Here is a 26,057-nt window from a genome sequence, read left to right as displayed (position 1 = left end):
TTTTGGCCGCGAAAGGCAAGATCTCAGGCGGCTTCGGAGGCAGCTTCGCTCAGCTCCTCGCGCCCCAGGATCGGGATCAGGCCGGCCGCCCGGATGCCCTCCGGCGATATCGCGCAGCGCAGCGCCGCCATCCGCACGCCCGCCGCGCAGGCCCGGTCGAACGCCTCGCCGTACGCGGCGTCGATGTGGCGGGCGAGACGGAAGGTCTCGGCGTCGCCGCGTTGGATGAGGAAGAGCATCAGCGCGTCGTCGCCCGCCGCCACCACGTCGGCCAGCGCGTCGAGGTGCTTGGCGCCGCGGGCGGTGACGCTGTCGGGGAAGGACGCCTCGCCGGGGCGCTCCATGAGGTGCACGTTCTTGATCTCGATGAACGTGCGCCGCCCGCTCTCGGCGGTCACCAGGATGTCGATCCGTTCGGCCTTGCCGTAGCGCACCTCGGGTCGAACCTCGCCGGCGGCGGGGAAAGGGGCGAGCCGCGCTCGCGCCAGGGCCAGTGCCACGCGGTTGGGGTTCTGCGTGTTGACGCCGACCCACACGCCGTCCGCCTCCACCGCCTCCAGCGTGTGCCGATAGCGCCGCTTGGGGTTGTCCGAGACCGACAGCAGCACCCGCGAGCCAGGGTTGACGAGCCCCGTCATCGCGCCGGTGTTGGGGCAGTGGGCGGTGATCGTGCTGCCGTCACCGAGCGTCACATCCAGCATGAAGCGCTTGCGCCGCTCCACCCAGATGCCGTCCACGAGGGGTCCGAAGGAATGTGCCAACATGGCGCCAGTGTGCCGTCCGCGGCGCCGGTACGGAAGCGCCGCCCGGCACGCGATCCCCGCTATGCACGCCTTCCTGGCCCTCAGGCGGGGTGGGCGACCGCGGTGCCGGCGGCCAGCGGCTCGACCCTGAGCGTCGACCCGTCGACGCCGACGACGCGCACCCTCAGGCCCGCCGGCAGATCCGGGCCGGTGACGCGCCACAAGCTGTCGCCCCACACCGCGCGGCCGGTGCCGGCGACGATCGGCTCGGCCAGAACCAGTTCGCGGCCGATGTGCACCGACGGGTCGCGGTTGACGCGATCGATCCCGTCGTCGAACCGGCGGGCGGCGAGGAAGCGCGCGCCGATCACGCTGATGGCGGCGAAGGCGATGAAGGCCGCCATCTGCCCCTCCCAGCCCAGGACCGCCGCGAAGAGCGGCGGCCAGGCGAGCGCCACCAGCCCCGTCGCCGAGGCCGCCGCGCCGAACCAGATGAGGTTGATCCCCGGCAAGACCACTTCGGCGATGAGGAACAGCGCGCCGACGATGAACCACGCATAGGGTCCGAGGTCGCGCAGCACGGCCAGCAGGACCATCATGGCCGCCGCCCCCATGGGTCGTGCACCGAGAGCCGTTCGGCCAGCGCCTCGGTCGCGGCGCTGATGCGCTGGAAGCGGTCCGAGCGGCTCGCCTGCGCCGACGATGCCGGGGCCTCGCGACGCGGCTCCGGCTCCGGCGCCGGAGCGGGTGGGACGGACGCGGCGGAGGCCTCGCCCCTCGTTTCCCAGGGATGATAATCGTCCTCGGCATCGCGGCGGGGGCGGTCGGGGCGCGGCGGCTCGGGCGATGTGGCCGGCGCGCCACCGGCGGGGTGGGGGCCGAACGCCTCGCGTGCGATCTCGGCGATGCCGGCCAGTGAGCCGAGCGTCGCCACCGCGTCGATCGGCAGGATCAGGGTGCGCTGGTTGGGCGCGGCTGCGAGATCGCGCAGCGCTCCCACATATTTGTCCGCCACGAAGTAGTTGATGGCCTGCACCGAGCCGGCCTCGATCGCGGCCGAGACGGAGGCGGTGGCGTTCGCCTCGGCCTGGGCGGAGCGCTCGCGCGCCTCCGCGTCACGCATCGCGGCCTCGAGGCGCCCTTCGGCGGCGAGGATGAGCGACTGCTTCTCCCCCTCAGCCCGTGCGATGGCGGCCAGGCGCGCGCCGTCCGCCTCCAGCACCAGCGCCCGCTTCTCGCGCTCGGCCTTCATCTGCCGCGCCATCGCCTGGGTGAGGTCGGGCGGCGGGTTGATGTCCTTGATCTCGATCCGGGTGATCTTCACACCCCACGGATCCACCGCCGCGTCGACCACCCGCAGCACCCGGCTGTTGATCTCGTCGCGGTTGGAGAGCAGCTCGTCGAGGTCCATCGAGCCCATCACCGAGCGGATGTTGGTCATGGTGAGGTTGAGGATGCCCTGCTCCAGGTCGGTCACCTCGTAGGCGGCCTTGGCGGCGTCGAGCACCTGGAAGAAGGTGACGCCGTTGGCGCTCACGGTGGCGTTGTCGCGGGTGATGACCTCCTGGCTGGGGACGTCCAGCACCTGCTCGCGCATGTTGATCTTGTCGCCGATGCGCTCGACGAACGGGGTGAGGATGGACAGTCCCGGCCGCAGCGTGCGCGTGTAGCGGCCGAACCGCTCGACCGTGTAGTGCATGCCTTGTGGCACGGTCTTCACCGCCGCGAGGATGACGACGAAGACCAGGACCGCTGCCGCGATCAAGTAGAGATTGATCCCGAGATCCAGATCGAACACCAGTCGTACCCTCCCGCTGCCACCTTGAAACATGGTGCCGCCCGCGATGAACCACAACGCATCGGCCCGCGGTCTTGCGCCTGCCCGCGGGCGAGATCACGACATCTCGAAAGGTCTCACAGTCCGGTGCGCGTCCTATTCGGCGGGGACCGGCGCGATCGCCTTCAGGTAGGCGGCGACCGCCGCGCGGTCCGCGCCGTCGACGTGGGACCAGTTGTCGACCACGGGCGCCATCGACCCGCCGACCGAATCGAAGTCCGGCGTGAAGCCCGACTCGAGGAGATAGGCGATGTCGGCCGCCGGCCAGTCGGCGAGGCCGGCGCGCGCGGGCGTGATGTTGGGGACCGTGCCGTCACCGTCCGGATTGGGGGCGCCGGCCAGCCAGCGGGACGGATCCATCGCCATGAGCACGGTGCGCGGCGTGTGGCACTCGCCGCAATGGCCGAGCGCGACGGTGAGGTAGTGGCCCCGCGTCACCGCCTCGTCGGCGCCTTGCGGGACGGGCGGTGGGTCGGTGAGGGCGAAGCGCTTCCACAGGCCGATCGGGCGGCGCCAGCCGAAGGGGAAGGGGAGCCCGGCGGCGTCCGGCCGGTCGTCGGACGGGGGGAGGGTGGCGAGGTAGGCGCGGAGGTCGGCGACATCGCCGGGACGCATGTTGCGGTAGGAGGTCCACGGGAAGGCGGGGGTGTAGTGTGTGCCGTCCGGAGAGATACCGCGCAGGACGGCGTTGGCGAAGTCGGCGTCCGACCAGTCGCCGATGCCTGCCGGGGACGGGGAGATATTGGGGGCGACGATCGGGCCGAGCGGTGTGTGCAGCGTGAGGCCGCCGGCCAGCGTGAGCTTGGCCTCGCCGGTGGCGCCGGGTGCGGCGTGGCAGGCGGCGCAGCCACCGGCCCAGAACACCGCCTCGCCGCGCGCGGCATCCCCGCCGGTGGGAACGGCGGAGGCGGCGAGCGGCTGCGGCGCGCTGAGGAACCAGGCGGCCGCGCCGCCCGCGGCGAGGACGACGAGGAGGACGAGGAGCGTGCGCATCGGGCGGCGAATCCGGTTGAAGGTGGTCGCGGCGGGGGACGCCGCGGCCGATTGTCGGGGCCGGTCGAGGGCCGGGGCGCCGGCGGTGCGCGCGGCTAGTTCTTCGGCGCGCGGTAGGCCTCGTGGCAGGCGCGGCAGGACTGGCCGACGGGGCCGAGCGCGGTGCGCAACCCCTCGAGGCTCTCGCCGGCGGGGCCCTTGGCCGATTCGGCGGCGGCGACCAGCGCCTCGCCCTTCTCGTGGAAGTCGGCCGGGTCCTCCCAGATCGCCGGCTTGGCGCGGGTGTCGTGCCCGGTCTCGCTTCCCTCGGGGAAGAGCTCCAGGAACAGCGGGGTCTGCACGATGAAGACGTCCAGCGCCTCGGTGGCGGCGGCCGCGTCGTAGGGGCGCTCGCCCTTGGCCATGCCGCCCAGCACCCCCATCGCGTCGCCGACCTCCTCCATGATCTCGTGACGCTCGACCTGGGGGGCGGCGTCCTGCGCGGCGGCGGCGGAGGTGAAGGCGAGCGGCGCCAGAAGCGCGGCGGCGCTGGCGAAAGCGAGGGCGTATCTCATGGGAGGCTCCGGGGCGACGTGGCGCAGTGCGAGGTCATCCCGGCCGCAGCACGCGCCGGGTTCCGACCAAGGCTACTTGCGAGCTATTCAAAATCAACGCTGCGGCGTTCTCGATTGCGTGATCACGCCCCGGCACTTGGTCGCGACGGGCGAGATCAGCCCGGCGCGTAGAGCCAGTCGATCTCCTTCGCGCCGATCTTGCGCAGCAGCCGGTAGCCGAGCGATTCGACCAGCGTGTGCGCGGCCATCGCGCGCCCGTAACGGGCATCGGTCTGCACTTTCACCTCCATCATGATGACGGGGCGGTCGCGCAGGATGGTCTGGCGGGCACCGTGCAGCGCACGCTCCTCGTAGCCCTCGACGTCGAGCTTGAGGAAGGCGACGTCGCAAACGGCGAGACGATCGATCGGCAGGGCGGGGATGTCGCCGCCGGGGGTCACATGGCGGGTGAGGGTGCGGCGGCCGGGCTCGGCCTCCATGGCGACGCGCTCGTCACGGTCGGAGGCGGCGATCTCGTGCACCGTGACACGCTCGGCAACGCCCCAGTCGGCGATGTTGCGGCGCAGGCACGCGGCGGCGTCCGCGGCAGGCTCGATGGCGACGACATGGTCGAACGCCTCGGCCAGGAGGCGGACATAGGCGCCGATGTTGGCGCCGACGTCGATCGCGGTGGTGCGGCGTGGGACGGAGGCGAGCGCATCCTCCAGGTGGTGGATCTGCTCGCCGCGGCCGCCGTGAGCGTAGGCGGCCTTGGATTTGCGCCGGTTCGAGCCCCAGCGCATGTCCTGATCCGGGAGCCAGTAGTCGCCGACCTTCTTCATGTCGCCGCCCGAAATGGCTCCCTTATGGGATCGGCAGGTTAGGCGGTCTGCGTCTCGGACTCGGCCGGGGCGTCGCCGGTGTCTTCCGGGGTCGGCTCCATCAGCTCGGCGACCGGGGTCTCCTCGACGGTGGTCGAAACCTCGGCGGCGGCGGCTTCCTCGGTCGCGGCGGGCTCCTCGGTGAGTTCCGGCTCGACCGGCAGCTCCTCGGCCTCGCCCAGGTCGTAACCCGAATCGCCCTGCGAGCGGAGCAGGCCGTCGAGCGCGGCACGGGCCATCAGGTCGCAGTAGAGCGTGATGGCGCGGGCGGCATCGTCGTTGCCCGGGATCGGGTAGGTGATGCCCTCGGGGTCGCAGTTGGTGTCGAGGATGGCGACGATGGGGATGCCCAGCCGGCGGGCTTCCTGGATGGCGATCGCCTCGCGGTTCGTGTCGATCACGAACACGATGTCCGGCACGCCGCCCATCGACTTGATGCCGCCGAGGTTGCGCTCGAGCTTCTCGCGCTCACGGTCGAGGTTGAGGCGCTCTTTCTTGGTGAAGCCCTGGGCTTCACCCTGGAGCATCTCTTCCAGATTGTTGAGGCGGCGGATCGAGTTGGAGATCGTCTTCCAGTTGGTCATCATGCCGCCGAGCCAGCGGGCATTGACGTAGTACTGGGCGCACTCGGTGGCGGACGTGGCGACGGCTTCCTGCGCCTGGCGCTTGGTGCCGACCATCATCAGGCGACCGCCCTTGGCGACCGTATCGGACACGGCCTTCAGCGCCTGGTGCAGCAGCGGCACGGTCTGCGCGAGGTCGAGGATGTGGATGTTGTTGCGCGCGCCGAAGATGTAATCCTGCATCTTCGGGTTCCAGCGGTGCGTCTGGTGGCCGAAGTGGACGCCGGCCTCGAGGAGCTGACGCATCGTGAAGTCGGGAAGAGCCATATATTCTCTACTTTCCGGTTGAACCTCCGCGAGCGCTGGCCCCGTTCATCGGGGCACCGGAGAACAGCTCGCGTGTGGGATGGGCGGGCATATACGCGACCGGGTGGCCGAGTGCAACCGGCAATGGCGCCCTGGGGGCGCGGTGCGCCACGGGCGCGTGCGGAATCGGCCGGCCGACGGCGCGCTCCGGGCGCCGCGCCGGGCTACTTGGCGCCGGGCGGGCGGTGGATCAGGATATCGTAGCCGCTCAGGAGCACCGTGGCGATGAGCACCACCGTCAGGTCGATCCGCGGGACGTGCCACGTCAGGATGAAGAGGAAGCCGCACAGGACGGCGAAGGCGATCACGGACAGAATGCGTTCCAGCACTAGTTCGACTCCCCCTGGCGGACGACGAGCGCCTGCAGCCAGGCCGCGGTGCGCAGGAGGCGCGCGTCGTCGCCCTTGCGCGAGATGAGTTGCAGGCCGATGGCGCGCCCGTCCTCGCTCCCCAGCAACGGCAGGGTGACCGAGGGCACGCCGAGGAAGGCCCAGGTGAGGTTGGCGTCCGCCGGCCCCGCCTCGCCGACCCGCGGCGACACCGCCGTCAGGACCGCGTCGCAGCGGTCGAGGACGGCGTCGAGGCCGGCGGCGAGCACGGTCCGCCAATCGAGCGCGGTGAGGTAGTCGCGCGCGCTCACCCCCTCGCCGGCCGCCACGAGCGCGGCGACCCCGGCGGGGAGGTCGTCGCCGTGCCGCTCGACGGTGCCGTGCAGCGTCTTGGCGCTCTCGGCGGCGATGATGCGGTGTGCCTGCGTCGTCGCCTCGTGGAAGATCTCCGGCAGCGTCGCTCCGAAGGCCCGCGGCGTCAGCGCCTCGGCGAGTTCCTCGAAGGCGGCGACGATGTCGGCGTCGGCATCGTCCCACCACAGCGGCGGCACCACGGCGATGGTCGGCGGCACGGGGGGCGTGGCGGCCGTCGCGGCCTTCAGGCCGGGGGGCGGTGCGGGCATGGCGAAGGCGGCGTCGTCGCCCGGCGCGAACAGCGCCTCGGCAACGCTCGCCGCGCCGACGAGATCGGTCGCCAGCACGGTCGCCGTCGCCAGTGTCGGCGCCGCGGCGAAGACGCCGCGCATGGGGATGGAGCCTGCGGTCGGCCGGTACCCGACCACCCCGCGTGCGGCGGCCTCGGCGATCGCCCCGCCGTCGGCCGAGGTGATGACCGCAGCCGGCGCATAGCGCGCCGCGACCGGCGTGGCGGCTCCGTCCGAGCCGCCGGTGCCGAACGGCGAGACGACGCCCTTGCCGGCGATCAGCGCCCCGGCGCCGCGCAGCCGCTCCACCAACGCGGCGTCGCGCTCGGGCACGCGCGCGTCGTGGACGGCGGTGCCGAGGCGGGTGGGGATGCGCGCGGTGTCGGCGAGGTCGCCCACCGTCACCGGCAGGCCGTGAAGGGCGCCCAGCGGCCGGCCGCGACCGCGCCACACGTCCATCCCCGCACCCTGCCGGCGCAGGTAGTCGCCGTCGAACCAGGCCAGGCCGTCGCCGTCGGCGGCCTCCACCTTGGCGGCCGCGGCGGCGGCGAGATCGGCGGCGCGCATCGCCCCGCTCGCGATCCGCTCCTGCAGGATCGGCACCGGCAGCTCCATGAGCCGCGGATCAGCGCCCATAGAAGACCTCCGGCAGGTAGTAGACCGCGCCCGGCACCATGTAGACCACCGCCATCGCCACGAAGACCATCAGCAGGAACGGCATGATGCCGGCGAAGATGTGCGTCAGCTTCACCTCCGGCGGGGCGATGCCCTTGAGATAATAGGCCGACATCGCCATCGGCGGCGTCAGGAACGAGGTTTGCAGGTTGAGGGCGACCAGGATGCCGAAGAACAGCGGGTCGATTCCGAACAGCTCCAGCAGCGGCAGGAAGATCGGCACGAAGATGATGATGATCTCCGACCACTCCAGCGGCCAGCCCAGAAGGAAGATGATGAGCTGCGCCAGGAGCAGGAACTGCAGCGGCGTGATGTCGAGCCCGGAGACGAACTCGGAGATGATCTGCTCGCCGCCCAGGTAGGAGAAGACCGCCGAGAAGACGTAGGAGCCGACGAACAGCCAACACACCATCGCCGTGGTCCGAACGGTCAGGTAGACGCTCTCGCGCAGCCGCTGGAAGGTGAGCGCCCGGTAGCCGATCGCCAGCAGGATGCCGCCCAGCGCGCCGATCGCGGCCGCCTCGGTCGGCGTCGCGAGGCCGAAGAGGATCGAACCCAGCACCGCCAGGATGAGGAAGGCGAGCGGCACGAACGAGCTGACGATCATCACCACGAGCTGGCCGACCGGAATGTCCGGCACCTCCTCCTTGGTGGGGCGAGGCGCCGCCGATGGCTGCACGATCGACCGCCCGACGACGTAGACGAGGTAGAGCCCCACCAGGATGAGCCCCGGAATGAGGGCGCCGGCATAGAGCCGCACGATCGAAACGCCGGACGCCGCCGCATAGACGATCAGCATGATCGACGGCGGAATCAGGATGCCCAGCGTGCCGCCGGCGCAGATGATCCCCGACGCGAACGACGGGTCGTAGCGCGCCTTCAGCATCGCCGGCAGCGCCAGGAGGCCCATCAGCGTCACGACGGCGCCGACGATGCCGGTCGCGGTCGCGAAGAGGGCGCAGGTGATCAGCGCCGCGACGCCCATGGAGCCAGGGATGCGCTTGGAGGCGATGTTGAGGGTGGAGAACAGCCGGTCGACGATGTTCGCCCGCTCGACGATGTAGCCCATGAAGAGGAACAGCGGCACCGCCGTCAGCACCTCGTTGCTCATCACCGTATAGGTCTGGTTGATGAAGAGGTCGAAGATGCGGTTGTTCAGGAACCCGTCGAACCATGAGGACCAGGAGTCCCAACCGGTCGCCGTCTCGTCGAGCCGCAGGTACGAGCGCCACTGTCGCGAGGGATCCCAGTAGGCGTAGTAGCCGAAGCCGATCCCCATCGCCATCAAGGTAAAGGCGATCGGAAAGCCCAGGAAGACCAGGACGATGAAGAGCCCCAGCATGGTGAGGGCGAGCTGGGGATCGGTCATGGGTGGTTGCCCGCTTCGGCCTCGGCGGCCTTGTTCATCAGTTCGTCTTCGGTTTCGTGCACGTCCTCGTGCGCGCGCATCCACTCACCGGTCTGGATGCATTTGATCGCCCGGAAGATCTCCGCGATCCCCTGGATGAAGAGGAGGATGCCGGCAGCCACGATCACCGTCTTGAACTGGAAGATCGGCACGCCCGCGGGAGAGTTCACACTCACCTCGCCATAGCGCCAGGAGCGGGCCGCGTATTTCCAGCCCGACACGATCAGCGCCGTCACGCCGGGGAAGAAGAAGAAGACGTAGAGGACGAGGTCGACGGTCGCCTGCGTGCGCGGCTTCCACAGCCGGTACAGGAAGTCGCCGCGCACGTGGCCGCCGCGCGACAGCGTGTAGGCGCCGCCCATCATGAAGAGCGTGCCGTACATGATGAACGAGACGTCGAAGGCCCACGGCGTCGGGTCGTTCAGCACGTAGCGCACGAAGACTTCGTAACTGGTGCCGAGCGTCATCAGGAGGATCAGCCAGGCGAACGCCTTGCCGAAGGCCGCCGACAACGCGTCGGCGAAGCGGATGAAGCTGGTCATGTGGTGTGCGCGGCTCCCCGGCTAACGTGTTTTGTCATCTGCGCGATCTGGCAAAATGCGGGCCGGCTCTCCCTGCGGCCCGCAAGACGAAGCGGCCCGGCACGCCGTGCCGGGCCGCCGCGGCCTGGGCCTTCGTCAGGCGGGAAGCTTGCCCGGGAAGAAGTGGTTGTAGGCCATCCGGTAATCGGGCGAGTTCAGGATCTCGTAGTAGGTGACCCGCTCCACCCAGGCACGCTGGCTGTCGAGCACCTTCTTGATGAACGGATCGCTCTCGAGCGTCGTGATCATCTCCGACCAGGCGTCGAGCTGCGCGGCCTGGATCGACTCGGGCGTTTGCTGCACGTTGACGCCGCCTTCCAGCAGCTTCTGCAGGTCGGACGAGTAGTTGTCGAGCGCGAAGGCGGTATTTGCCGTCGACGCGGCCTCGACGCCGTACTCCATGATGGCCCGCAGATCGTCGTCGAGGTCTTCCATGAAGTCCCGGTTGAACAGGAACTCGAAGGCCTCGGACGCCTGGTGGTAGGAGCCCAGATAGTAGTTCGTCGCCACGTCCTGGGCGCCGAAGCGCATGTCGGACGAGGGATTGTTGAACTCGAACGCGTCGATCACGCCGCGCTCCATCGCGGGCACGATTTCGCCGCCCGGAAGCTGCGCGACCGACATGCCCATCGACTGCATGAGGTCCGCGGCGAGGCCGACGGTGCGGTACTTGAGACCCTTGATGTCGTCCGCGCTGGCGACCGGGTTGGTGAACCAGCCGAAGGGCTGAGCCGGCATCGGGAAGCCGAGCAGGCCGACGACGTTGAGGCCCATCATGTCCTGCGTCAGCTCGGTGTAGAGCTCGCGCCCGCCGCCCTGGTAGAACCAGGAGAGCATCGTGGTCGGATTGCCGCCGAACACCGGGCCGGTGCCGAACAGCGAGGCGGCCTTGTTCTTGCCGTACCAGTAGGCCGAGACGGAGTGCGCGGCGTCAAGCACGCCGTCGTTGACCGCGTCGAGCACCTGGAAGGCGGCGACGACGGCGCCGGCCGGCAGGAGGTCGATCTTCAGTCGCCCGCCGGACATCTTCTCCACGCGCTCGACATACTGGCCGGCCATCTCCATCCAGATGTCGGACGCGGGCCAGGAGGTCTGCATCTTTACAACGATCGGTGCCTGACCCAGCACCGCGGGCGCGGCGAGGGTCGACGCCGCGGCTGCACCGCCGGCGACGGCGCCGGTCCGCAGGAACGAGCGACGGCTGAGCGGGCTACGCTTTTGTTCTGTCATATTGTCTCCTCCAATCTGCCGGCTGACGGGCAGTAGAGGGATCAATAACTAAAATGTAGGGTACGTAAACCGTCCGAAGGCCTCTCCCCCACATTCAGACGTGAAACATCAGCCTTGGCGATCGTTTCAACTCCGGGCATCGGACAAAGTAAGACTTTGGTTGGGCTCCGAGGCGGTGCCGGCACCGGCGGCAGGGTGCGGCGTTCGACCGCGCCGCAGCCGCGCGCCGGCCTTGTCCCTCCGCCGCGTGTCACACCCTGCGCCGGCGGCCTGCGCGCCGTCCGTGGCGCGGGTCCGGCCGGGCGCCGGGCGCGGTCCGGCGGCACGCCGCGGACGGTGGCCGGCACCGCGGTCTTGCCGCGATGCTGCGCCGGCGGACTTAGGCGGGGCCGGCGACGGCCGCTACTCGCCGGCTTCGGCGGCAGGCGTGCCGTAGCCGCCGCCGCCGGGGGTCTCGAGGCACAGCCGCTTGCCGGCGGGGATCTCCTGCGTTCCCTTGCCCTTCAGCTTCGTGCCGTCCGACAGCGCCACCGAGCCGCAGGCGCCGTTGCCGCCGCCGGCCCGGCCGCGCGGCGGATGGTCGATCCGGTCGAACGCCGCCAGAAGCTCCATCGACTGGCCGAACCGGTTCTCGATCTCGATCGACTGCCCGTCGCCGCCGCGGAACCGTCCGGCGCCGCCCGACCCGTCGCGCAGCTCCTTCTTCCACACGACCACCGGCGCGGCCTGCTCCATGATCTCCACCGGCGAGCCCTTCACGCCCGAGGGGAAGGCGGTCGCCGAGAGGCCGTCCTTGTCCGGCCGCGCGCCGGTGCCGCCGTTGGTGGTGATCGTCACCGCGAAGCCGTGCCGGCCGAGGCTGTTGGCCTCCGCCTGTCCGCGCAGCGTCACGTTCCACAGGCACGAGGTGCCCTCCGCCGGGACCACCTCGGGGATCATGTCGGCGAGGCAGCCGAACATCACGTCCGGCAGCATCTGGCCGATGATGTGGCGCGAGGAGACCGGCAGCCCCCGCGGTGCGTTGAGGATGCAGCCCACCGGCGCCTCGATATGCCAGACCGACAGCGAGCCGGCGTTGTTGGGGATCCCCTTGGCGATCGCCGCCATCAGCCCGAACGCGGTATAGGCCCGGGTGTAGGCGAGCGGCACGTTGATGCCCTTCTTCGCCGTGCCGGACGTGCCGTCATAGTCGACGTGGATGCCGTCCTCGGCGACCGTCAGCGCGGCGACGAGGTCGATCGGCTTGTCCAGCCCGTCGATCGTCATCGAATTGCGCGTCGTTCCCCTCGGCAGCGCCGCGATCCGCTCCAGCGCCGCGGCGCGCGAGGCGCCGATGATGTGGCCCGCGAGCGCGTCCAGCGAGGTGAGGCCGTACTCGCCCATCATCTCCGAGAGCCGCTTGGCGCCGATCTCGTTGCACGAGATGAGCGAGTAGACGTCGCCCTCGGTCTCCACCGGCAGGCGCGTGTTGGCGCGGATCATCGCCATCAAGTTGGCGTCCATCCGCCCCTGATCGCATATCTTCAGGAACGGAATGTTGATCCCTTCGGCGAAGACGTCATGCCCGTCCGGCCCGAAGCCGATCCCGCCGATGTCGATCAGGTGGGAGGTGCAGGAGAAGAGCCCCACCATCTTCCCGTCGTGGAAGGCCGGCGTCGTCACCACGAAGTCGTTGAGGTGGCCGGTGCCGCGCCAGGGGTCGTTGGTGATGTAGTGGTCGCCTTCCTTCATCGTCTCGACGGGGAAGACGTCGATGAAATGCTTCACCGATTCGGCCATGGAGTTGACGTGGCCCGGCGTGCCGGTGACCGCCTGGGCGAGCATCCGCCCCTCCAGGTCGAAGACGCCGGCGGAAAGGTCGCCCGCCTCGCGCACGATGGTGGAGAAGGCGGTGCGCAGGAGCGCCTGCGCCTGCTCCTCGACGACTGCGATCAGGCGATCCCACATCACCTGGTTGCGGATGGCATCGGCTGCGCTCACGCGGCGATCTCCTGCGCTTGGGGCTGGCGGGTGAGGATCAGGTGGCCGTCGCCGTCGAGGGCGGCGGTGTAGCCTTTCGGGACGACGGTCGTCGTGGCCGCTTCGGTGACGAGCGCGGGGCCGGGGACCTCGGTCCCGTCGGCGAGCGCGGCGCGCGGGAAGGCCCGCACCTCGACGGTGGTCTCACCGTCGGGATCGAACAGCGTGCGGGTCTGCGGCTCGATCGTGCCGGTGGCCCGCTCGGTCATCCGCTCGGCCTTCGCCGGGGCGGCGAGCGCCAGCGACCAGCTCATCGCCTCGACCGCGGCGCCGGCGATGGTGCGGCCGAAGAGAGCGCGGTAGGCGGCCTCGAACGCGGTCTTCAGCGCCTCGGGGTCGAAGTCGGCCGGCACCTCGACCGGGACTTCGTGGCCCTGGCCCATGTAGCGCAGGTACGCCGTGCGGGTCGGCGTCACCTCGCTCTCGGCGACCGCGGCGGTCACCACCGGGCGCACCACCGCGTCCATCTCGGCGTACATCGCGGCGACCGCCTCGCGGTCCATCCCGTCGAGCGGGACGAACGCGCTGCGCACCACCTCGAACGACACCGGCGCGTAGAGGAAGCCGACCGCCGAGCCGACGCCGGCGTGCGCCGGGACGATCACCTTGTCGATGCCGAGCTTCTGCGCCAGCCGTCCGGCGTGGAGCGGTGCCGCACCGCCGAAGGCGATCAGCGTGCGGCTGGCGACGTCCGCCCCGTTCTCGACCGCATGCACGCGCGCCGCGTTGGCCATGTTCTCGTCGACGATCTCGGCGATACCGAAGGCGGCGAAGCGCGGGGAAAGGCCCATAGGCTCACCCACCGCCTTGGCGATCGCGGCCGCGCTCGCCGCCGCGTCGAGCTTGATGCGCCCGCCGGCGAAGTCGTCCGGGTCGAGCCGGCCGAGCGTCAGGTCGCCGTCGGTCACCGTCGGCGCGGTGCCGCCGCGGCCGTAGGCCACCGGGCCGGGATCGGAGCCGGCCGACTGCGGGCCGACCGCGATGCGCTTCATCGCGTCCACCTTGGCGATGGACCCGCCGCCGGCGCCGATCTCGATCATCTCGATCACCGGGATGCGGATTGGCAGGCCCGAGCCCTTGGTGAAGCGGGACTGCCGGTCGACCTCGAAGACGCGCGCGGTGTTGGGCGTGCCGGCGTCGATCAGGCAGATCTTGGCCGTCGTGCCGCCCATGTCGAACGAGAGGACCTTGTCCTCGCCGCACGCCCGCGCCACCTCGGCCGCTAGGATCGCCCCGCCCGCCGGGCCGGACTCCACCAGCCGCACCGGGAACTGGCGCGCCGTCTCGATGGTGGTGAGGCCGCCGCCGGACGTCATCAGGAGCACCGGCGCGGCGAACCCTTCCTCGGCGAGGCGCGTCTGGAACCGGCCGAGATAGCCCGCCATCAGCGGCTGCACGTAGGCGTTGACCGCGGTGGTCATCGTCCGCTCGAACTCGCGCGCTTCCGGCGAGACGGCGCTGGAGAGGCTGACCGAGACGCCCGGCAGCGCCTCGGCGAGGATCGCGCCGATGCGCTCCTCGTGCGCCGGCGCCGCGTAGGCGTGGATCAGCGCCACCGCGACCGCTTCGACGCCCGCCGCCTCGATCTGCGGCACCAGCGCGGCCACCGCCGCCTCGTCGAGCGGCTTCAGCACCGCCCCGTCGACCGCCACGCGCTCCGGCACGGTGAAGCGCAGGGCCCGGTCGATCAGCGGGGCCGGCTTGACGATGCCGATGTCGTACTGGTCGTAGCGGTCCTCGTAGCCGATCGCGAGGACGTCGCGGAAACCCTCGGTGGCGATCAGCGCCGTCTTGGCGCCTTTGCGCTCGATCAGCGCGTTGGTGGCGAGCGTCGTGCCGTGCAGGATCAGGTCGACGTCGGCCGGCTTCAGCCCGGCGGCCTGCAGCACCACCATCATCCCCGTCAGCGCGCCGTCCTCGGGCGCCTTGGGCGTCGTGAGCACCTTGGTGGTGTCGACGCGCCCGTCGCCTGTGTCGAGCACGACGTCGGTGAAGGTGCCGCCGATATCAATTGCTAGCCGAACCTGAGCCATTGTCTCTCCTGGAGCCGTGCCGGGATGCGGCTCGCCGCCGCCGATGCACGGACCGCCTCGTGATTGCGCGCAATCTAGCCGATCGGCCCCCGAGCCGTCAGGCGGTCATTGCACAGCGCAGTCCCCCGCGGGACGCATCCGTGGGACGCAAATGGCATGCCATCATCGCCCCGGTCCACATCTGCCGGACGGTGTTCGCGGCCGGCACTTCGGTCGAGGCTCCGGCGGGCATCGTCGCGGGCCGGTCGTCTGGCGCGCGCCGGCGGTGTATGCGGAGAGATCGACAGCCGAGGGAGGACAGACATGGACGGCAGCGGGCCACGCCACACCGGCGCCCTCGAGGGGCTGACGGTGCTCGACCTGACGCAGATGCTATCCGGCCCGTTCGCCTCCATGCTGCTGGCCGACCAGGGCGCCCGCGTCATCAAGATCGAGCCGCCCGGCGGCGAGACCACCCGCCGCGTCGGCCCCTTCCTCGAAGGGCAGACGCGCATGGAGGAGGGCGGCTACGGCAGCTACTTCGCGTCCATCAACCGCAACAAGGAATCGATCGTCGTCGATCTGAAGTCGCCGGACGGCATCGCGCTGTTCAAGCGCCTCACCGCGCGGGCCGACGTCGTCATCGAGAATTTTCGCGCCGGCGTCACCCACCGCCTCGGCCTCGACTACGAAACCCTCGCCAGGGACAACCCGCGCCTCGTCGTGGCGGCGTTGCGCGGCTTCGGCGACCCGGCGAGCGGGGAGAGCCCCTACGCCGCCTGGCCCGCCTACGACCCCGTCGCCCAGGCGATGGGCGGCATCATGGGCATCACCGGACCGGTGCCGGGCGGGGCGCCCACCAAGATCGGCCCCGGCGTCGGCGATCTCGTTCCGGCGCTCTTCATGGCCTTCGGCATCGTCTCCGCGGTCCTCAGCGCCCGCGCCTCGGGGCGCGGCCAGTTCGTCGATGTCGCGATGGTCGACGGTGTGCTCGCGGTGTGCGAGCGGCTCGTCTACCAGCATTCCGCCACCGGTGACGTGCCGGGCCCGGAGGGCGACGGGCACCCCCTCCTGTGTCCCTTCGGCCTCTTCAAGGCCAAGGACGGCTACGTCAGCCTGGGGATTCCGAAGGACGAGTTCTGGGGGCCGTTCTGTGCGGTGATCGGCGCGCCGCACCTGGGGGACGACCCGCGCTACCGCCTCAACGCCGACCGCGTCGCCCGCCGCGACGAGGTGAACGGCATCGTCACCGCGTTCACCACCCGCCACACCAAGGCCGAGCTCCTGGAGATCTTCGGCGGCCGCATCCCCTTCGGCCCGGTCCTGCGGGCCGACGAGATCTTCGCCGACCCCCACTTCGCCGCCCGCGGCATGCTGCCGGAGGTCGAGGTTCCGGGCGCGTCGCGGCCGCTGACCGTCGCCGGCACGCCGGTGCACATGTCCCGCACACCGGGCGGCGTGCGCCGCCGCGCGCCGCTGACCGGCGAGGACACGGATCGCATCCTCGCCGACTTCGGGTTCGACGAGGCCGAGCGACAGGCGCTTCAGGCGGCCGGCGCGGTCGCCTGAAGCCGCGACGCCGTCCGAGGTCAGAAGCGGTCGATCCGGTAGGGGGCGGGGTCGGTGAACGGGGTCTCGCCGGTCATCGTCTCGGCCAGCAGCCGGCCCGTCGTCGGACCCATCGTGAAGCCGAGATGGTGATGGCCGAAGTTCACGAAGAGGCCCGGTTTGCCCGGCACCGGGCCAATCGCCGGCAGCATGTCCGGAAGACAGGGGCGGGCCCCGCGCCAGGGCGTCTCCTCCACCCGTTCCTCCAGCGGGAAGATCGTACGCGCCTGCGTCTCGGCCGCGTTGATCTGCGCGAAGTTGGAGGCGTCGTCCCGATGCGCGAACTCCACGCCCGACGTCAGCCGCAATCCGCGTTTCATCGGCGCCAGCACGTAGCCGTTGTCGCTGTCGAACATCAGGTGGTTGAGCCGAGCGTTGCCGGAGGGGCGGTAGTGGAGGTGGTAGCCCCGCTTCACCCCCAGCGGCGGGCGCACCCCCAGCGGCGCCAGCACATCCGCCGACCATGCGCCCAGCGCGACGACGACCTCGCGCGCCTCCACCACGCCGGCCTCGGTCGTCACCCGCCAGCCGCCGTCCGTCGCGTTGAGCGTGCGTGCGTCGCCGTTTCGCAAGGTGCCGCCGCCGCTTTCGAAGAGCCGGGCATAGGCCGCGCCGACCTCGCCCGGATCGTCGACCCGGCCCGGCGAGGCGTGGTGCACCGCGCCGGCGAGCGGGCGCGTCAGGTTCGGCTCCTCCTCGGCCAGGCGCTTGGTGTCCCACAGCTCGAACTCGACGCCGAACTCGTCGCGTACCGCCTCGTCCACCTTGCTGGCCGCTTCCAGGTCGCGCGCCTCGCGGTAGACGCGGATGTAGCCGCCGTCGATCATGTGGTGGCGGGCCTCGGCGCGATCCATCAGCGCCTCGTGCTCGGCGCGCACGCGGGCGAGCAGCGGCACGTTGGCGAGCGCGGTGCGGCGGGCGCTCGTCACCGACCCGGCGCGCGCATAGGCGAACACGAACGGGGCGATCTTCGGCAACGCGCTCCAGCGCACGCGCGCATCGGTGCGCAACCCGAAGAGCGCCTGCAACACCACGCTCGGATCGCGCGGGAAGACATACGGCATCACCGCCTCGGACTGGATCAGCCCGGCGTTGCCGTAGGACGTCTCCTGCGCCGGCCCCCGCCGATCGACCAGCGCCACCGACCGGCCGCGATCCTGCAGGTGGATCGCACTCGAGATACCGACCATGCCGGCACCCAACACCAAAACGTCGACTTTCATACGTCCCCTTCCACGGCGCTGAGCCGCGCGCCGTTTGGTGATATGATGCATATCGTGGACCGTCGCGGCGAGGGCGGGCGTGCGACGGTGTCACGATTGGCGTGGGTGGGAGGCGTCGATGCACACCATCGAGGAGGCCCGGCGCGGGGACGCGCCGGCGATTGCGGCGGTGCTCGTCGCCTCGATCCGCGAGCTCTGCGGCGAGGACCATCACCACGATCCGGCCCGGATCGCCGCCTGGACCGGCAACAAGACCCGCGAGACCGTGCTGCGCTGGATCCTCGATCCCGAGTTCTGCGTCCTCGTCTCTCGCGCCGGGGGCGACGTCGCGCGCGAGGGGGGCGAGACGGCCGGCGTCGGCATGGTGCGGGGCGACGAGATCCTGCTCAACTACGTCGCACCGGCGCACCGCTTCGCCGGCCACGGCAAGGCGCTGCTGGCGGCGATGGAGGCTCGCATCCACGCCGCCGGCTACACGGCCGCGCGCCTCACCTCCACCCGCACCGCGCACCGCTTCTACGAAGGGCACGGCTGGCACGAGACCGGCCCGCCGAAGGTGGAAGATGGCCTCGCGGGCCAGCCGATGGCCAAGCGCCTCGCCCCGCCGGACCCTGCGCACCCGCGCGAGATCGAGGTCGGCGACTGAGGGGGGCGGTCCTTTCGTGGGTGAGCGGGGCGGGTTGCCGGGGACGTGCATTCGGCCTAAGCCCAACCGCCCGCACCGAGATCCGCCCACCGTGACCGAACTCGTCCTCACCCTGTCTTGTATCGACCGCAAAGGCATCGTCGGCGCGGTCGGCTCGTCCATCGCCGCGCAGGACTGCAACATCCTGGAGAGCGCGCAATACTTCGACCGCGCCTCCGGCCGCTTCTTCATGCGCGTCCACTTCGCCGCGCCCGAGGGAATGACGCCGGCGCGGTTCCGCGACGGGTTCCGCCCGACGCTCCTCGCCTACGACATGGACGCCGAGATCACCGACACCGCGGTCAAGCCGCGTGTCATGCTGATGGTCTCGAAGGCCGGCCACTGCCTCAACGACCTGCTCTACCGCTGGCGCTTCGGCCGGCTGCCGATGACGCTGGTCAGCGTCGTCTCCAACCACGAGACGTGGCGCGCGCGGGTGGAGGGGGAGGGCCTTGCCTTCCACCACATCCCCGTCACCGCCGACACCAAGGCCCAGCAGGAGGCCGCGCTGCTGGCGCTGGTCGATGCGGAGAAGGTCGAGCTGATCGTCCTGGCGCGCTACATGCAGGTGCTGTCGGACGAGCTGTCGCGGCGGCTGGAGGGGCGGGTCATCAACATCCACCACTCCTTCCTGCCCAGCTTCAAGGGCGCGCAGCCCTACCATCAGGCGCACGCGCGCGGCGTGAAGCTGATCGGCGCCACCGCGCACTACGTCACCGCCGACCTCGACGAGGGGCCGATCATCGAGCAGGACGTCGAGCGGATCGACCACACCATGACCGCCGACGACATGGCCGCCGCGGGGCGCGACATCGAGAGCCGCGTGCTGGCGCGGGCCGTCGGCTACCACCTGGAGCGCCGCATCCTGCTCAATGGAGATCGCACGATTGTCTTCCGCTAGCTCGCCACGCCTGATCGACGGGAAGGCCATCGCCGCGGCGGTGACCGAGGACGTCGCCCGCCGTACCGCCGCGCTCACCGTCAAACCGGGGCTCGCCGTGGTGCTGGTGGGCGAGGACCCGGCCAGCGGCGTCTACGTCTCGATGAAGTCGAAGAAGGCCGAATCGCTGGGCTTTCATTCGGTCCAGCATACGCTGCCCGCCGGCACCGGCGCGGCGGATCTGCTGGCGGTGGTGGCGGCGCTCAACGCCGACCCGGCCATCCACGGTATCCTGGTGCAGCTCCCCCTCCCCAAGCACCTCGACGCCGCGGCGGTGATCGCCGCGATCGATCCGGACAAGGACGTCGACGGCCTGTCGGTCATCAACGCGGGGCGGCTCACGGTGGGCGACCGGTCCGCCATCGTGCCCTGCACGCCGCTCGGCTGCATGACGCTGATCGGCGAGGTGCACGGCGCGGACCTGTCGGGTCTCCATGCGGTGGTGATCGGCCGTTCCCGGCTGGTGGGTCTGCCGATGGCGCTGTTGCTGCAGCAGGCCAACGCCACGGTGACGATCGCGCACAGCCGCACGCCGGACCTGCCGGGCCTCGCGCGCGGGGCCGACATCCTCGTCGCCGCCGCGGGCCGGGCCGAGATGGTCAGGGGCGACTGGATCAAGCCGGGCGCGACGGTGATCGACGTCGGCACCAGCCGCGTGCCGGATGCCACCAGGACGTCCGGTCAGCGCCTCGTGGGTGACGTGGCGTTCGACGAGGCGGGTGCGGCGGGGGCGATCACCCCGGTCCCGGGCGGCGTCGGCCCGATGACGATCGCGATGCTGATGAAAAACACCCTGGAGGCTGCGGAAAAGGCCGCGCGCTGAGCCGAGCCGCGGCAGCCCTGCCGGGACGGGCGCGGCGCGGCGCCGTGCGCCCAAGGGCACTCCTCGACCGAGCCACGGCCCGGCCGCACGCATCCTACTCGATCGACAGGGCGAGGATCTGGCTGAGCTGGGTGAGCGGCCGACCGCTCTCGGCCCGCCACTGGTTGAACGCCGTCTGGACCTTCGCCATCGCGGTGCGGGACGTGGCGGCGCCGGTGACGATACCTTCGGCGCGCAGCCGCTTCATGACGTCGCCGGAGAGGATGTAGGTGTCGCGGCCGACCATCCGGCACACCCGTTGCGCGGTGGTCCCGCCGAGGCGTGTGCCGCGGGTGGTCAAGAGCGCGAGGAGCCCGGCCTGGTCCTCCACCGGCCACGCGGCGATCGTGCGGCAGGCGCCGCCCTGCGTCTCGCCGTCCCAGGCGACGAGGAAGCGGGCGTTGTCGATCACCGCCTGCACTTTGGCGCCGTTGCGGATGATGCGGGCGTCCTTCAGCAGCGCGTCGACGTGGGCGTCGTGCCAGTGCGCCAGCGTCTCCGGCACGAACCCGTCGAACGCGTCGCGCATGGCCGGCCACTTGGCGTTGATGACGGACCAGCTGAAGCCGGCCTGAAAGACCGCCTTGGCCATGGCCTCCAGCCAGGCGGCGAGCGGGACGGACGCGAGCGCATCCTGTGCGAGGGGGGCGGCGAGGCGGGCGTCCAGCGCCTCCGGGCCGCCGTGGCGCGCGGCGGCGAGGTCCTCGATCTCGGCGAAGGGTCGCATGCGGTCGGTCTCCAAGGCGTCCGGTCGTTGTCGTCGGCGCGCAATGAATAGCGCATCCTGGGCGCCGGTGCTGTGCCGGCCGCGACCGGTCGTGTCTCGGCCGATTGGTTCCCGCAGCGAGGACTGAATATTTCGCCGCCATTCGCGGAACACGCGCAGAATTCACTACGCACCCGTCCCGCAACGCACCCGGCCGGACCGCTGTCCGCGCCGGGTGGCCGCGTGGGGGCTCAGGCGGCGCCGACCTTCTGGTAGTGGATGGGTTCGCTGGTGCGCAGCTGGGCCAGGATGTCGGCCGCCGTCACCGGCAGCCGCTCGACGAAGCCGGGGATGCCGAGCGCGTCGTCCACCGCGGCGGCGATCGCCGGGGCCATGCCGGTCAGCCCGCCGTCGCCCACGCCCTTGATGCCCAGCGCATTGGCGGGGCTGGGCGAATCCTCGATGAGCAGCACCTCCACCTGCGGCGCCTCGCGGGCCGTCGGCATCGCATAGTCGGCAAGGTTCACGCGCAGCGGATCACCGGTCTCGGAGACGCCCAGCGTCGTGAACAGCGCACTCGACATGCCCTGCACGACGCCGCCGACGATCTGCGCCTCGACCAGCGCCGGGTTGATCGCGTTGCCGACGTCGTAGCCGACATAGACCGTCGGGACACGCACCAGACCGGTGTCCTTGTCGATCTCCACCACGGCGACGTGGAGGCCGTAGGGGAAGGTCATCATGTTGGTGGACACGAAGCCGTCGGCGGTCAGGCCGATGCCGCGCGGCGCGCGCAGCGAGCGGCCGGGCTCCATCGCCTTGGCGAGTTCGCCGATATCGAGCACGGTGCCGAAGTGGCGGTCGGCCTGCTTGATGCGACCGGCCTGGATGGTCAGCTTGTCGGACGGGATCGACAGCATCGAGGCCGCCGCCGCGAGGATCTTCTCGCGCAGCGCCTCGGCCGCGTGCTGCGCCGCCGTGCCCACCATGACCGACGAGCGCGACAGCAGCGTCCCGGCCGAGAACGGGACGCTGACGGTGTCCCCGGCGGCGACCCGGACCATCTGGTAGTCGACGCCGATGATGTCGGCGACGATCTGCGCCAGCAGGGTCTTCATGCCCTGACCCTGCTCGGCGGCCGCGGTGATCGCGTCGACATGGCCGCTACGGTCGACCGAGAGTTTGACGTGCTCGTAGCTGCAAGGGGCCGCCGCATCGACCACGAACGCCGCGCCGACGCCGACGAGTTCGCCGTGGGCGCGGCGGTGCTGGGCGCGGCGCCGCACGACGTCGAGCGAGAAGCGGCGCGTGGTCGCGTCGACGAGGCTCTGATAGCGGCCCGAATCATAGGTGACATGGCTGCCGAGCGCTTCGACCTGCCGGTCGGCGGGCATCGCCTCGGGGTCGATCAGGTTGCGGCGGCGAACCTCCATCGGGTCGATCCCGGTGCGGTCGGCGATCGCGTCCATCAGCCGCTCGCGGATGAAGGCGGCCTCGGCGCGGCCGGCGCCGCGGAACGAGCCGGCGGGGGTCTTGTTGCTGACCTTCAGGTGCCCGCAGGCACGATAGGCGCCGAGCGCGTAGGGGCCCGGCGCCATCGCCGCGACGAGATCGGCGACCATGGTGCCCTCGGTGCGCACGTAGGCGCCCTGGTCGATGGTGAAGTCGATGTCGAGGCCCAGGAGCACGCCGCTGGCGTCGATCCCGGCGCGGGCGGTGGCGCGGATGTCGCGGGCCTGGTTGGCGGCGACGAGGTGCTCGCGCCGGTCCTCGATCCAGCGCACCGGCCGCTCCAGGAGCTTGGCCGCGTAGGCGACGAGCATGTCCTCGGGGTAGAGTTCGCCGCGCACGCCGAAGCTGCCGCCGACGTCGGTCGTGTGCCAGAGGACGGCGCTGCGCGGCAGGTCCAGCACCTCGGCGATGACGTCGCGGTTCCAGTGCGCGGCCCGGCCGGCCCCCCAGATCTCCAGCCCCGAGCGCGCCTTGTCCCACCGTGCCACGAGGCCGCGCGTCTCCAGCGGCATCGCCGCGTCGCGCTCCCAGGCGAGGTCGATCTGGACGATCTTGTCGGCCTGGTGGAAGGCGGCGTTGAGGTCGCCGAACGCCTTGTGAACGGTGATCGCCTCGTTGGGGCGCTGCGTGTCGGCGGGGTTGAGGTCGTCGTCGGAGGGCGCGACCAGCGGTTCCAGCGGCGACAGGTCGAGACCGACCAGCTCGGCGGCATCCTCGGCGACGGCCGGGCTGTCGGCCAGCACCACCGCCACCGGCTCGCCGACATAGCGCACCAGGCTCGACGCGAGCACGGGCTGGAGATAGCGTTCCAGCGGCCCCGTCGCGGTCAGCCGCACGGCGATCGGCGGCAGCCCCTTCACGTCCTCGGCCGTCAGGACCGAGACGACGCCCGCAAGCTGGTAGGCGGGCGCCGTGTTCACGTTGATGAGCTTGGCGCAGGCCACCGGTGAGCGCACCACGCGCATGTGCAACTGGCGCGGGAAGGCGATGTCGGCGACGAAGGCGCCGCGCCCTTCGAGGTGGACGGCGTCGTCGGGCCTGGTGAGGGGGCGGCCGACGTGTTTCATTCGGCGGCGACGCGCATCACCGCCTGCGCCTCCTTCATCGCCTTGATGATCGGCTGGTATCCGGTGCAGCGGCACAGGTTGGCCGAGACGAGGTCGGTCATGGCCGCCTCGTCCATGTCGGGCTGGCGGGTGAGGGCACCGGCGGCCAGCATCAAGAACCCGGAGGTGCAGAAGCCGCACTGCACGGCGAAGTTTTGGGACATCGCGTCTTGCAGCGCCTTCATGGTGTGGAGCGTCCTGAGGCCCTCCACGGTGGTGATCTCGCGACCGTGGGCCTGCACGGCGAACTGAAGGCAGGCGCGGACCGGCTCGCCGTCGACGAGGACGGTGCAGGCGCCGCAGACCCCTTCCTCGCAGCCCGTGCGGGTGCCGGTGAGGCCGCACTCGTCGCGCAGCGCGTCGGCGAGCGTGGTGCGCGGCTCGACGATCAGCGTGTGAGCCTCGCCGTTGACCTCCATCGACATCTGCATCTTCTGGGTCATGGCCTCTCCGCGGGATCGACGGGGCGATGGAGGGAGCGTTCGAGGGCGCGCGCGACGGCGGTGCGGGTCAGCTCGCGGCGCCATGCGGCATCGGCGAACTGGTCGCTCATCGGATCCACGAACTCGGCGACCGCCTCCGCCACCTCGCGGAAGAGGCGCTTGGAGGGCGGGCGATGGTTCAGCATCGTCTCGGCCTCGCGGATGCGGCGCGGCACCGCCTCCACCGCGCCGACCCCGAGGCGAACGTTGGACATCTCGTCCTCGTCCTGGTCGTAGACGACGAGCGCCATCGCCAGCGCGTAGGTGCCGGCGCGCGGGTTGACCTCGTAGAAGCCGTGACGCGCCTCGTCGGCGAGGATCGGGAGTTGCACCTCGACCAGCATCTCGTCGTCGGCGAGCGTGGTGGTCATGATCGTCTCGAAGAACTCGGCCGCGGGGACGACGCGGGCACCGCGGCGGGCGGAGCGGGCGATCATCTCGGCGCCGAGGACGACGCTGGCGAGGCACCATTCCGAGGCCGGTTCAGCCTGGGCGAGGGCACCGCAGAATGTGCCGCGCAGCCGCACCGGCAGCGATGAGACGTGACGCGACAGGTCGGCCAGCAGGAGGCCGAGCGGGCCGTCGATGGCGCCGGGCGAAAAGTCGATGTGGCGCATCAGCGGCGGGATGCGCAGCCGGCCGCCGGAGGTCGACGGGCGTTCGGCCTGGGAGATGCGGTTGATGTCGATCACGTGGCCGGGGCGCGAATGGCGCGCCGTCATCGCCGGTACGAGGCTCTGGCCGCCGGCCAGGATGCGTGAATCGACGCCATGCTCGGCGAGGAGCTTCAGCGCCTCGTCGATCGTGTGGGGTGCATGATAGTCGAATGCCGCCGCCCTCACAGCGCTTCCTCCAGCCCTTGGATCGGCAAACCTTGCCCATCGCGGCGGAAGCGGTGCAAGCGCGGGCCGGGCCGCGGACGGACGGAAGGCGAGTTATCAAAGCCTTTCTGTCGACAAAGCGGCAATCAACGTATGATTGGTCTAGAGATGATGCCCGCTGCGGCTCTTCTTGGTGGCGAGATAGCGCTCGTTGTCGGGAGTGACCGGGCCGATCAGGGGGACCGGCTCGCAGATGATTCCCTGCGATTCGAGGCCGGCCGCCTTGGTGGGGTTGTTGGTCATCAGCCGGACGGATTTGAGGCCGAGCTGTGTCAGCACGTTGCCGGCGGCGGCGTAGTCGCGCTCGTCGTCGTGGAAGCCGAGGGCGATGTTGGCGTCGACCGTGTCGAGCCCTTTGTCCTGCAGCGCGTAGGCGCGCAGCTTGTTGGCGAGGCCGATGCCGCGCCCCTCCTGCGCGGTGTAGAGCAGGATGCCGCCTTCCGAGGCGATGCGCCCCAGCGCCAGGCGGAGCTGCGCGCCGCAGTCGCACTTCAGCGATCCCAGGATGTCGCCCGTGACGCACGCCGAGTGGACGCGCACCAGCGCGCCACGGTCGACGTCGCCCACCACGACCGCCGTCACCGTGCCGCCGATGGCGTTGCGGAAGGCGGTGACGTTCGCGGTGGCGCCCGCGGCGAGGGGGACGGGGGCGCTGGCGATCGGGCGCTGCGTGAACGCGAGCGCGCTGCGGAAGGCGAGGACGTCGCCGGCGTGGCAGGCGAGGGTGCCGGGGGCGGCATGGTCGGCGTCGCCGAGCGTCATCGCCGGCACGCGCTCGGCCATCTTGGCGAGCTCGGCCGCGGCGCTGGCGATGGAGCCGCCGCGCATGTGGCTGGCGATCTGCGCCCGGTCGGCCATGGCGATGGCGGCGAGCGTCGCGCGGTCGGGCTCGGCCTCGACCACCGTGGGTGCCGCGTCGAGGCCGAGATATCCGGCCCGCGCCCCGGTGATGGCGAGGCGGCCGGACAGCACCGGGCCGCCGTCGATCGGCGAGGCGAGGAGAGCCTGCAACCCGTCGCGGATGACGACCGGCCGCCCCGCCGCGATCTCGCCGATCGCCCGGTGCACCGCGATGAAGCCCGGATCGCTGGGGCTGAGGCGCGGCACGCTGGCGGATGGGGCGAGGGGTCGGGTCATGGCAGCCTTCGGGATCACGCGTGGACGCCGGCCGGTCCGCGGGCGTCGTCAACGGAATGTGTCATGGCACATCTGGCGCGGCCGGCGCGCCTGCGCAAGAA

24 protein-coding genes are annotated in these 26,057 nt (G+C 71.0%); 4 read left to right on the top strand and 20 right to left on the bottom strand.

The genetic code is table 11. The annotated features are described in order from the left end of the window. Window positions 1-23: 23 nt before the first annotated feature. The 14 genes from sfsA to MRB58_RS01030 form a co-directional block, all read right to left on the bottom strand. Complete coding sequence (sfsA, locus tag MRB58_RS01095) at window positions 24-764, bottom strand: DNA/RNA nuclease SfsA (RefSeq protein ID WP_244779800.1); 741 nt, start codon at window positions 762-764, stop codon at window positions 24-26. Between the two features lie 80 nt (window positions 765-844). Beyond that, window positions 845-1,342 carry an NfeD family protein gene (locus MRB58_RS01090; protein ID WP_244779799.1) on the bottom strand — a complete coding sequence of 166 codons (498 nt, stop codon included), beginning with the start codon at window positions 1,340-1,342 and terminating at the stop codon, window positions 845-847. Further along, on the bottom strand, window positions 1,339-2,532 hold the full coding sequence (locus MRB58_RS01085; RefSeq protein WP_244781863.1) for an SPFH domain-containing protein: 1,194 nt from the start codon (window positions 2,530-2,532) through the stop codon (window positions 1,339-1,341). Before MRB58_RS01085 ends, MRB58_RS01090 begins: the two co-directional genes overlap by 4 nt. 144 nt (window positions 2,533-2,676) lie before the next feature. Next, window positions 2,677-3,573 (bottom strand): c-type cytochrome, encoded by an 897-nt coding sequence (locus tag MRB58_RS01080; RefSeq protein ID WP_244779798.1) that lies wholly within the window; start codon window positions 3,571-3,573, stop codon window positions 2,677-2,679. A 95-nt stretch (window positions 3,574-3,668) separates the two neighbouring features. Then, entirely contained in the window at window positions 3,669-4,127 is a 459-nt protein-coding gene (locus MRB58_RS01075) for a cytochrome c (RefSeq protein WP_244779797.1), read from the bottom strand. A gap of 155 nt (window positions 4,128-4,282) precedes the next feature. Next, on the bottom strand, window positions 4,283-4,948 hold the full coding sequence (locus tag MRB58_RS01070) for an FkbM family methyltransferase (RefSeq protein ID WP_244779796.1): 666 nt from the start codon (window positions 4,946-4,948) through the stop codon (window positions 4,283-4,285). A gap of 38 nt (window positions 4,949-4,986) precedes the next feature. After that, window positions 4,987-5,877: a 30S ribosomal protein S2 gene (rpsB, locus tag MRB58_RS01065; protein WP_244779795.1), complete on the bottom strand. Its 891-nt coding sequence runs from the start codon at window positions 5,875-5,877 to the stop codon at window positions 4,987-4,989. A 203-nt stretch (window positions 5,878-6,080) separates the two neighbouring features. Then, window positions 6,081-6,245: a hypothetical protein gene (locus tag MRB58_RS01060; protein WP_244779794.1), complete on the bottom strand. Its 165-nt coding sequence runs from the start codon at window positions 6,243-6,245 to the stop codon at window positions 6,081-6,083. Then, window positions 6,245-7,525 (bottom strand): amidase family protein, encoded by a 1,281-nt coding sequence (locus tag MRB58_RS01055; RefSeq protein WP_244779793.1) that lies wholly within the window; start codon window positions 7,523-7,525, stop codon window positions 6,245-6,247. The genes MRB58_RS01060 and MRB58_RS01055 overlap by 1 nt, the downstream gene beginning before the upstream one ends. Next, window positions 7,515-8,933, bottom strand: a complete 1,419-nt coding sequence (locus MRB58_RS01050) for a TRAP transporter large permease subunit (RefSeq protein ID WP_244779792.1) — start codon at window positions 8,931-8,933, stop codon at window positions 7,515-7,517. Before MRB58_RS01050 ends, MRB58_RS01055 begins: the two co-directional genes overlap by 11 nt. Further along, window positions 8,930-9,514, bottom strand: a complete 585-nt coding sequence (locus MRB58_RS01045; protein WP_244779791.1) for a TRAP transporter small permease subunit — start codon at window positions 9,512-9,514, stop codon at window positions 8,930-8,932. Before MRB58_RS01045 ends, MRB58_RS01050 begins: the two co-directional genes overlap by 4 nt. A 135-nt stretch (window positions 9,515-9,649) precedes the next feature. Continuing rightward, window positions 9,650-10,783 (bottom strand): TRAP transporter substrate-binding protein, encoded by a 1,134-nt coding sequence (locus tag MRB58_RS01040; RefSeq protein WP_244779790.1) that lies wholly within the window; start codon window positions 10,781-10,783, stop codon window positions 9,650-9,652. A 402-nt stretch (window positions 10,784-11,185) separates the two neighbouring features. Further along, on the bottom strand, window positions 11,186-12,763 hold the full coding sequence (locus tag MRB58_RS01035) for a hydantoinase B/oxoprolinase family protein (protein ID WP_256461698.1): 1,578 nt from the start codon (window positions 12,761-12,763) through the stop codon (window positions 11,186-11,188). Further along, the gene (locus MRB58_RS01030; protein ID WP_244779789.1) at window positions 12,760-14,835 is read right to left on the bottom strand and encodes a hydantoinase/oxoprolinase family protein; all 2,076 of its coding nucleotides are present in this window, start codon (window positions 14,833-14,835) and stop codon (window positions 12,760-12,762) included. The genes MRB58_RS01035 and MRB58_RS01030 overlap by 4 nt, the downstream gene beginning before the upstream one ends. 303 nt (window positions 14,836-15,138) lie before the next feature. Between MRB58_RS01030 and MRB58_RS01025 the strand changes: the two genes are divergently transcribed. Further along, window positions 15,139-16,383 (top strand): CaiB/BaiF CoA-transferase family protein, encoded by a 1,245-nt coding sequence (locus MRB58_RS01025; protein ID WP_244779788.1) that lies wholly within the window; start codon window positions 15,139-15,141, stop codon window positions 16,381-16,383. Between the two features lie 20 nt (window positions 16,384-16,403). Here MRB58_RS01025 and MRB58_RS01020 read toward each other — a convergent pair whose 3' ends face one another. After that, window positions 16,404-17,645 carry an FAD-binding oxidoreductase gene (locus MRB58_RS01020; protein ID WP_244779787.1) on the bottom strand — a complete coding sequence of 414 codons (1,242 nt, stop codon included), beginning with the start codon at window positions 17,643-17,645 and terminating at the stop codon, window positions 16,404-16,406. Between the two features lie 118 nt (window positions 17,646-17,763). On the opposite strand from MRB58_RS01020, the gene MRB58_RS01015 reads away from it, so the two are divergent. From MRB58_RS01015 to MRB58_RS01005, 3 genes are all read left to right on the top strand, one after another. Beyond that, complete coding sequence (locus MRB58_RS01015; protein ID WP_244779786.1) at window positions 17,764-18,291, top strand: GNAT family N-acetyltransferase; 528 nt, start codon at window positions 17,764-17,766, stop codon at window positions 18,289-18,291. A gap of 91 nt (window positions 18,292-18,382) precedes the next feature. Next, on the top strand, window positions 18,383-19,231 hold the full coding sequence (gene purU / locus MRB58_RS01010; RefSeq protein WP_244779785.1) for a formyltetrahydrofolate deformylase: 849 nt from the start codon (window positions 18,383-18,385) through the stop codon (window positions 19,229-19,231). Beyond that, window positions 19,218-20,093 (top strand): bifunctional 5,10-methylenetetrahydrofolate dehydrogenase/5,10-methenyltetrahydrofolate cyclohydrolase, encoded by an 876-nt coding sequence (locus MRB58_RS01005; RefSeq protein ID WP_371747223.1) that lies wholly within the window; start codon window positions 19,218-19,220, stop codon window positions 20,091-20,093. The genes purU and MRB58_RS01005 overlap by 14 nt, the downstream gene beginning before the upstream one ends. A 94-nt stretch (window positions 20,094-20,187) precedes the next feature. Here MRB58_RS01005 and MRB58_RS01000 read toward each other — a convergent pair whose 3' ends face one another. From MRB58_RS01000 to MRB58_RS00980, 5 genes are all read right to left on the bottom strand, one after another. Beyond that, window positions 20,188-20,859, bottom strand: coding sequence for a DNA-3-methyladenine glycosylase I (locus MRB58_RS01000; RefSeq protein ID WP_244779783.1), 672 nt, complete (start codon window positions 20,857-20,859; stop codon window positions 20,188-20,190). Between the two features lie 230 nt (window positions 20,860-21,089). Next, the gene (locus MRB58_RS00995) at window positions 21,090-23,417 is read right to left on the bottom strand and encodes a xanthine dehydrogenase family protein molybdopterin-binding subunit (protein WP_244779782.1); all 2,328 of its coding nucleotides are present in this window, start codon (window positions 23,415-23,417) and stop codon (window positions 21,090-21,092) included. Further along, entirely contained in the window at window positions 23,414-23,899 is a 486-nt protein-coding gene (locus MRB58_RS00990) for a (2Fe-2S)-binding protein (protein ID WP_244779781.1), read from the bottom strand. Before MRB58_RS00990 ends, MRB58_RS00995 begins: the two co-directional genes overlap by 4 nt. Beyond that, on the bottom strand, window positions 23,896-24,780 hold the full coding sequence (locus MRB58_RS00985; protein WP_244779780.1) for a xanthine dehydrogenase family protein subunit M: 885 nt from the start codon (window positions 24,778-24,780) through the stop codon (window positions 23,896-23,898). The genes MRB58_RS00990 and MRB58_RS00985 overlap by 4 nt, the downstream gene beginning before the upstream one ends. A gap of 141 nt (window positions 24,781-24,921) precedes the next feature. Further along, the gene (locus MRB58_RS00980) at window positions 24,922-25,956 is read right to left on the bottom strand and encodes a GTP cyclohydrolase II (RefSeq protein ID WP_244779779.1); all 1,035 of its coding nucleotides are present in this window, start codon (window positions 25,954-25,956) and stop codon (window positions 24,922-24,924) included. Window positions 25,957-26,057 lie beyond the last annotated feature (101 nt).

The organism is Acuticoccus sp. I52.16.1 (genome assembly GCF_022865125.1).
Lineage (GTDB): Bacteria > Pseudomonadota > Alphaproteobacteria > Rhizobiales > Amorphaceae > Acuticoccus.
The sequence above is the reverse complement of the archived record's forward strand: the minus strand, read 5'-3'. Positions and strand labels throughout refer to the sequence as shown.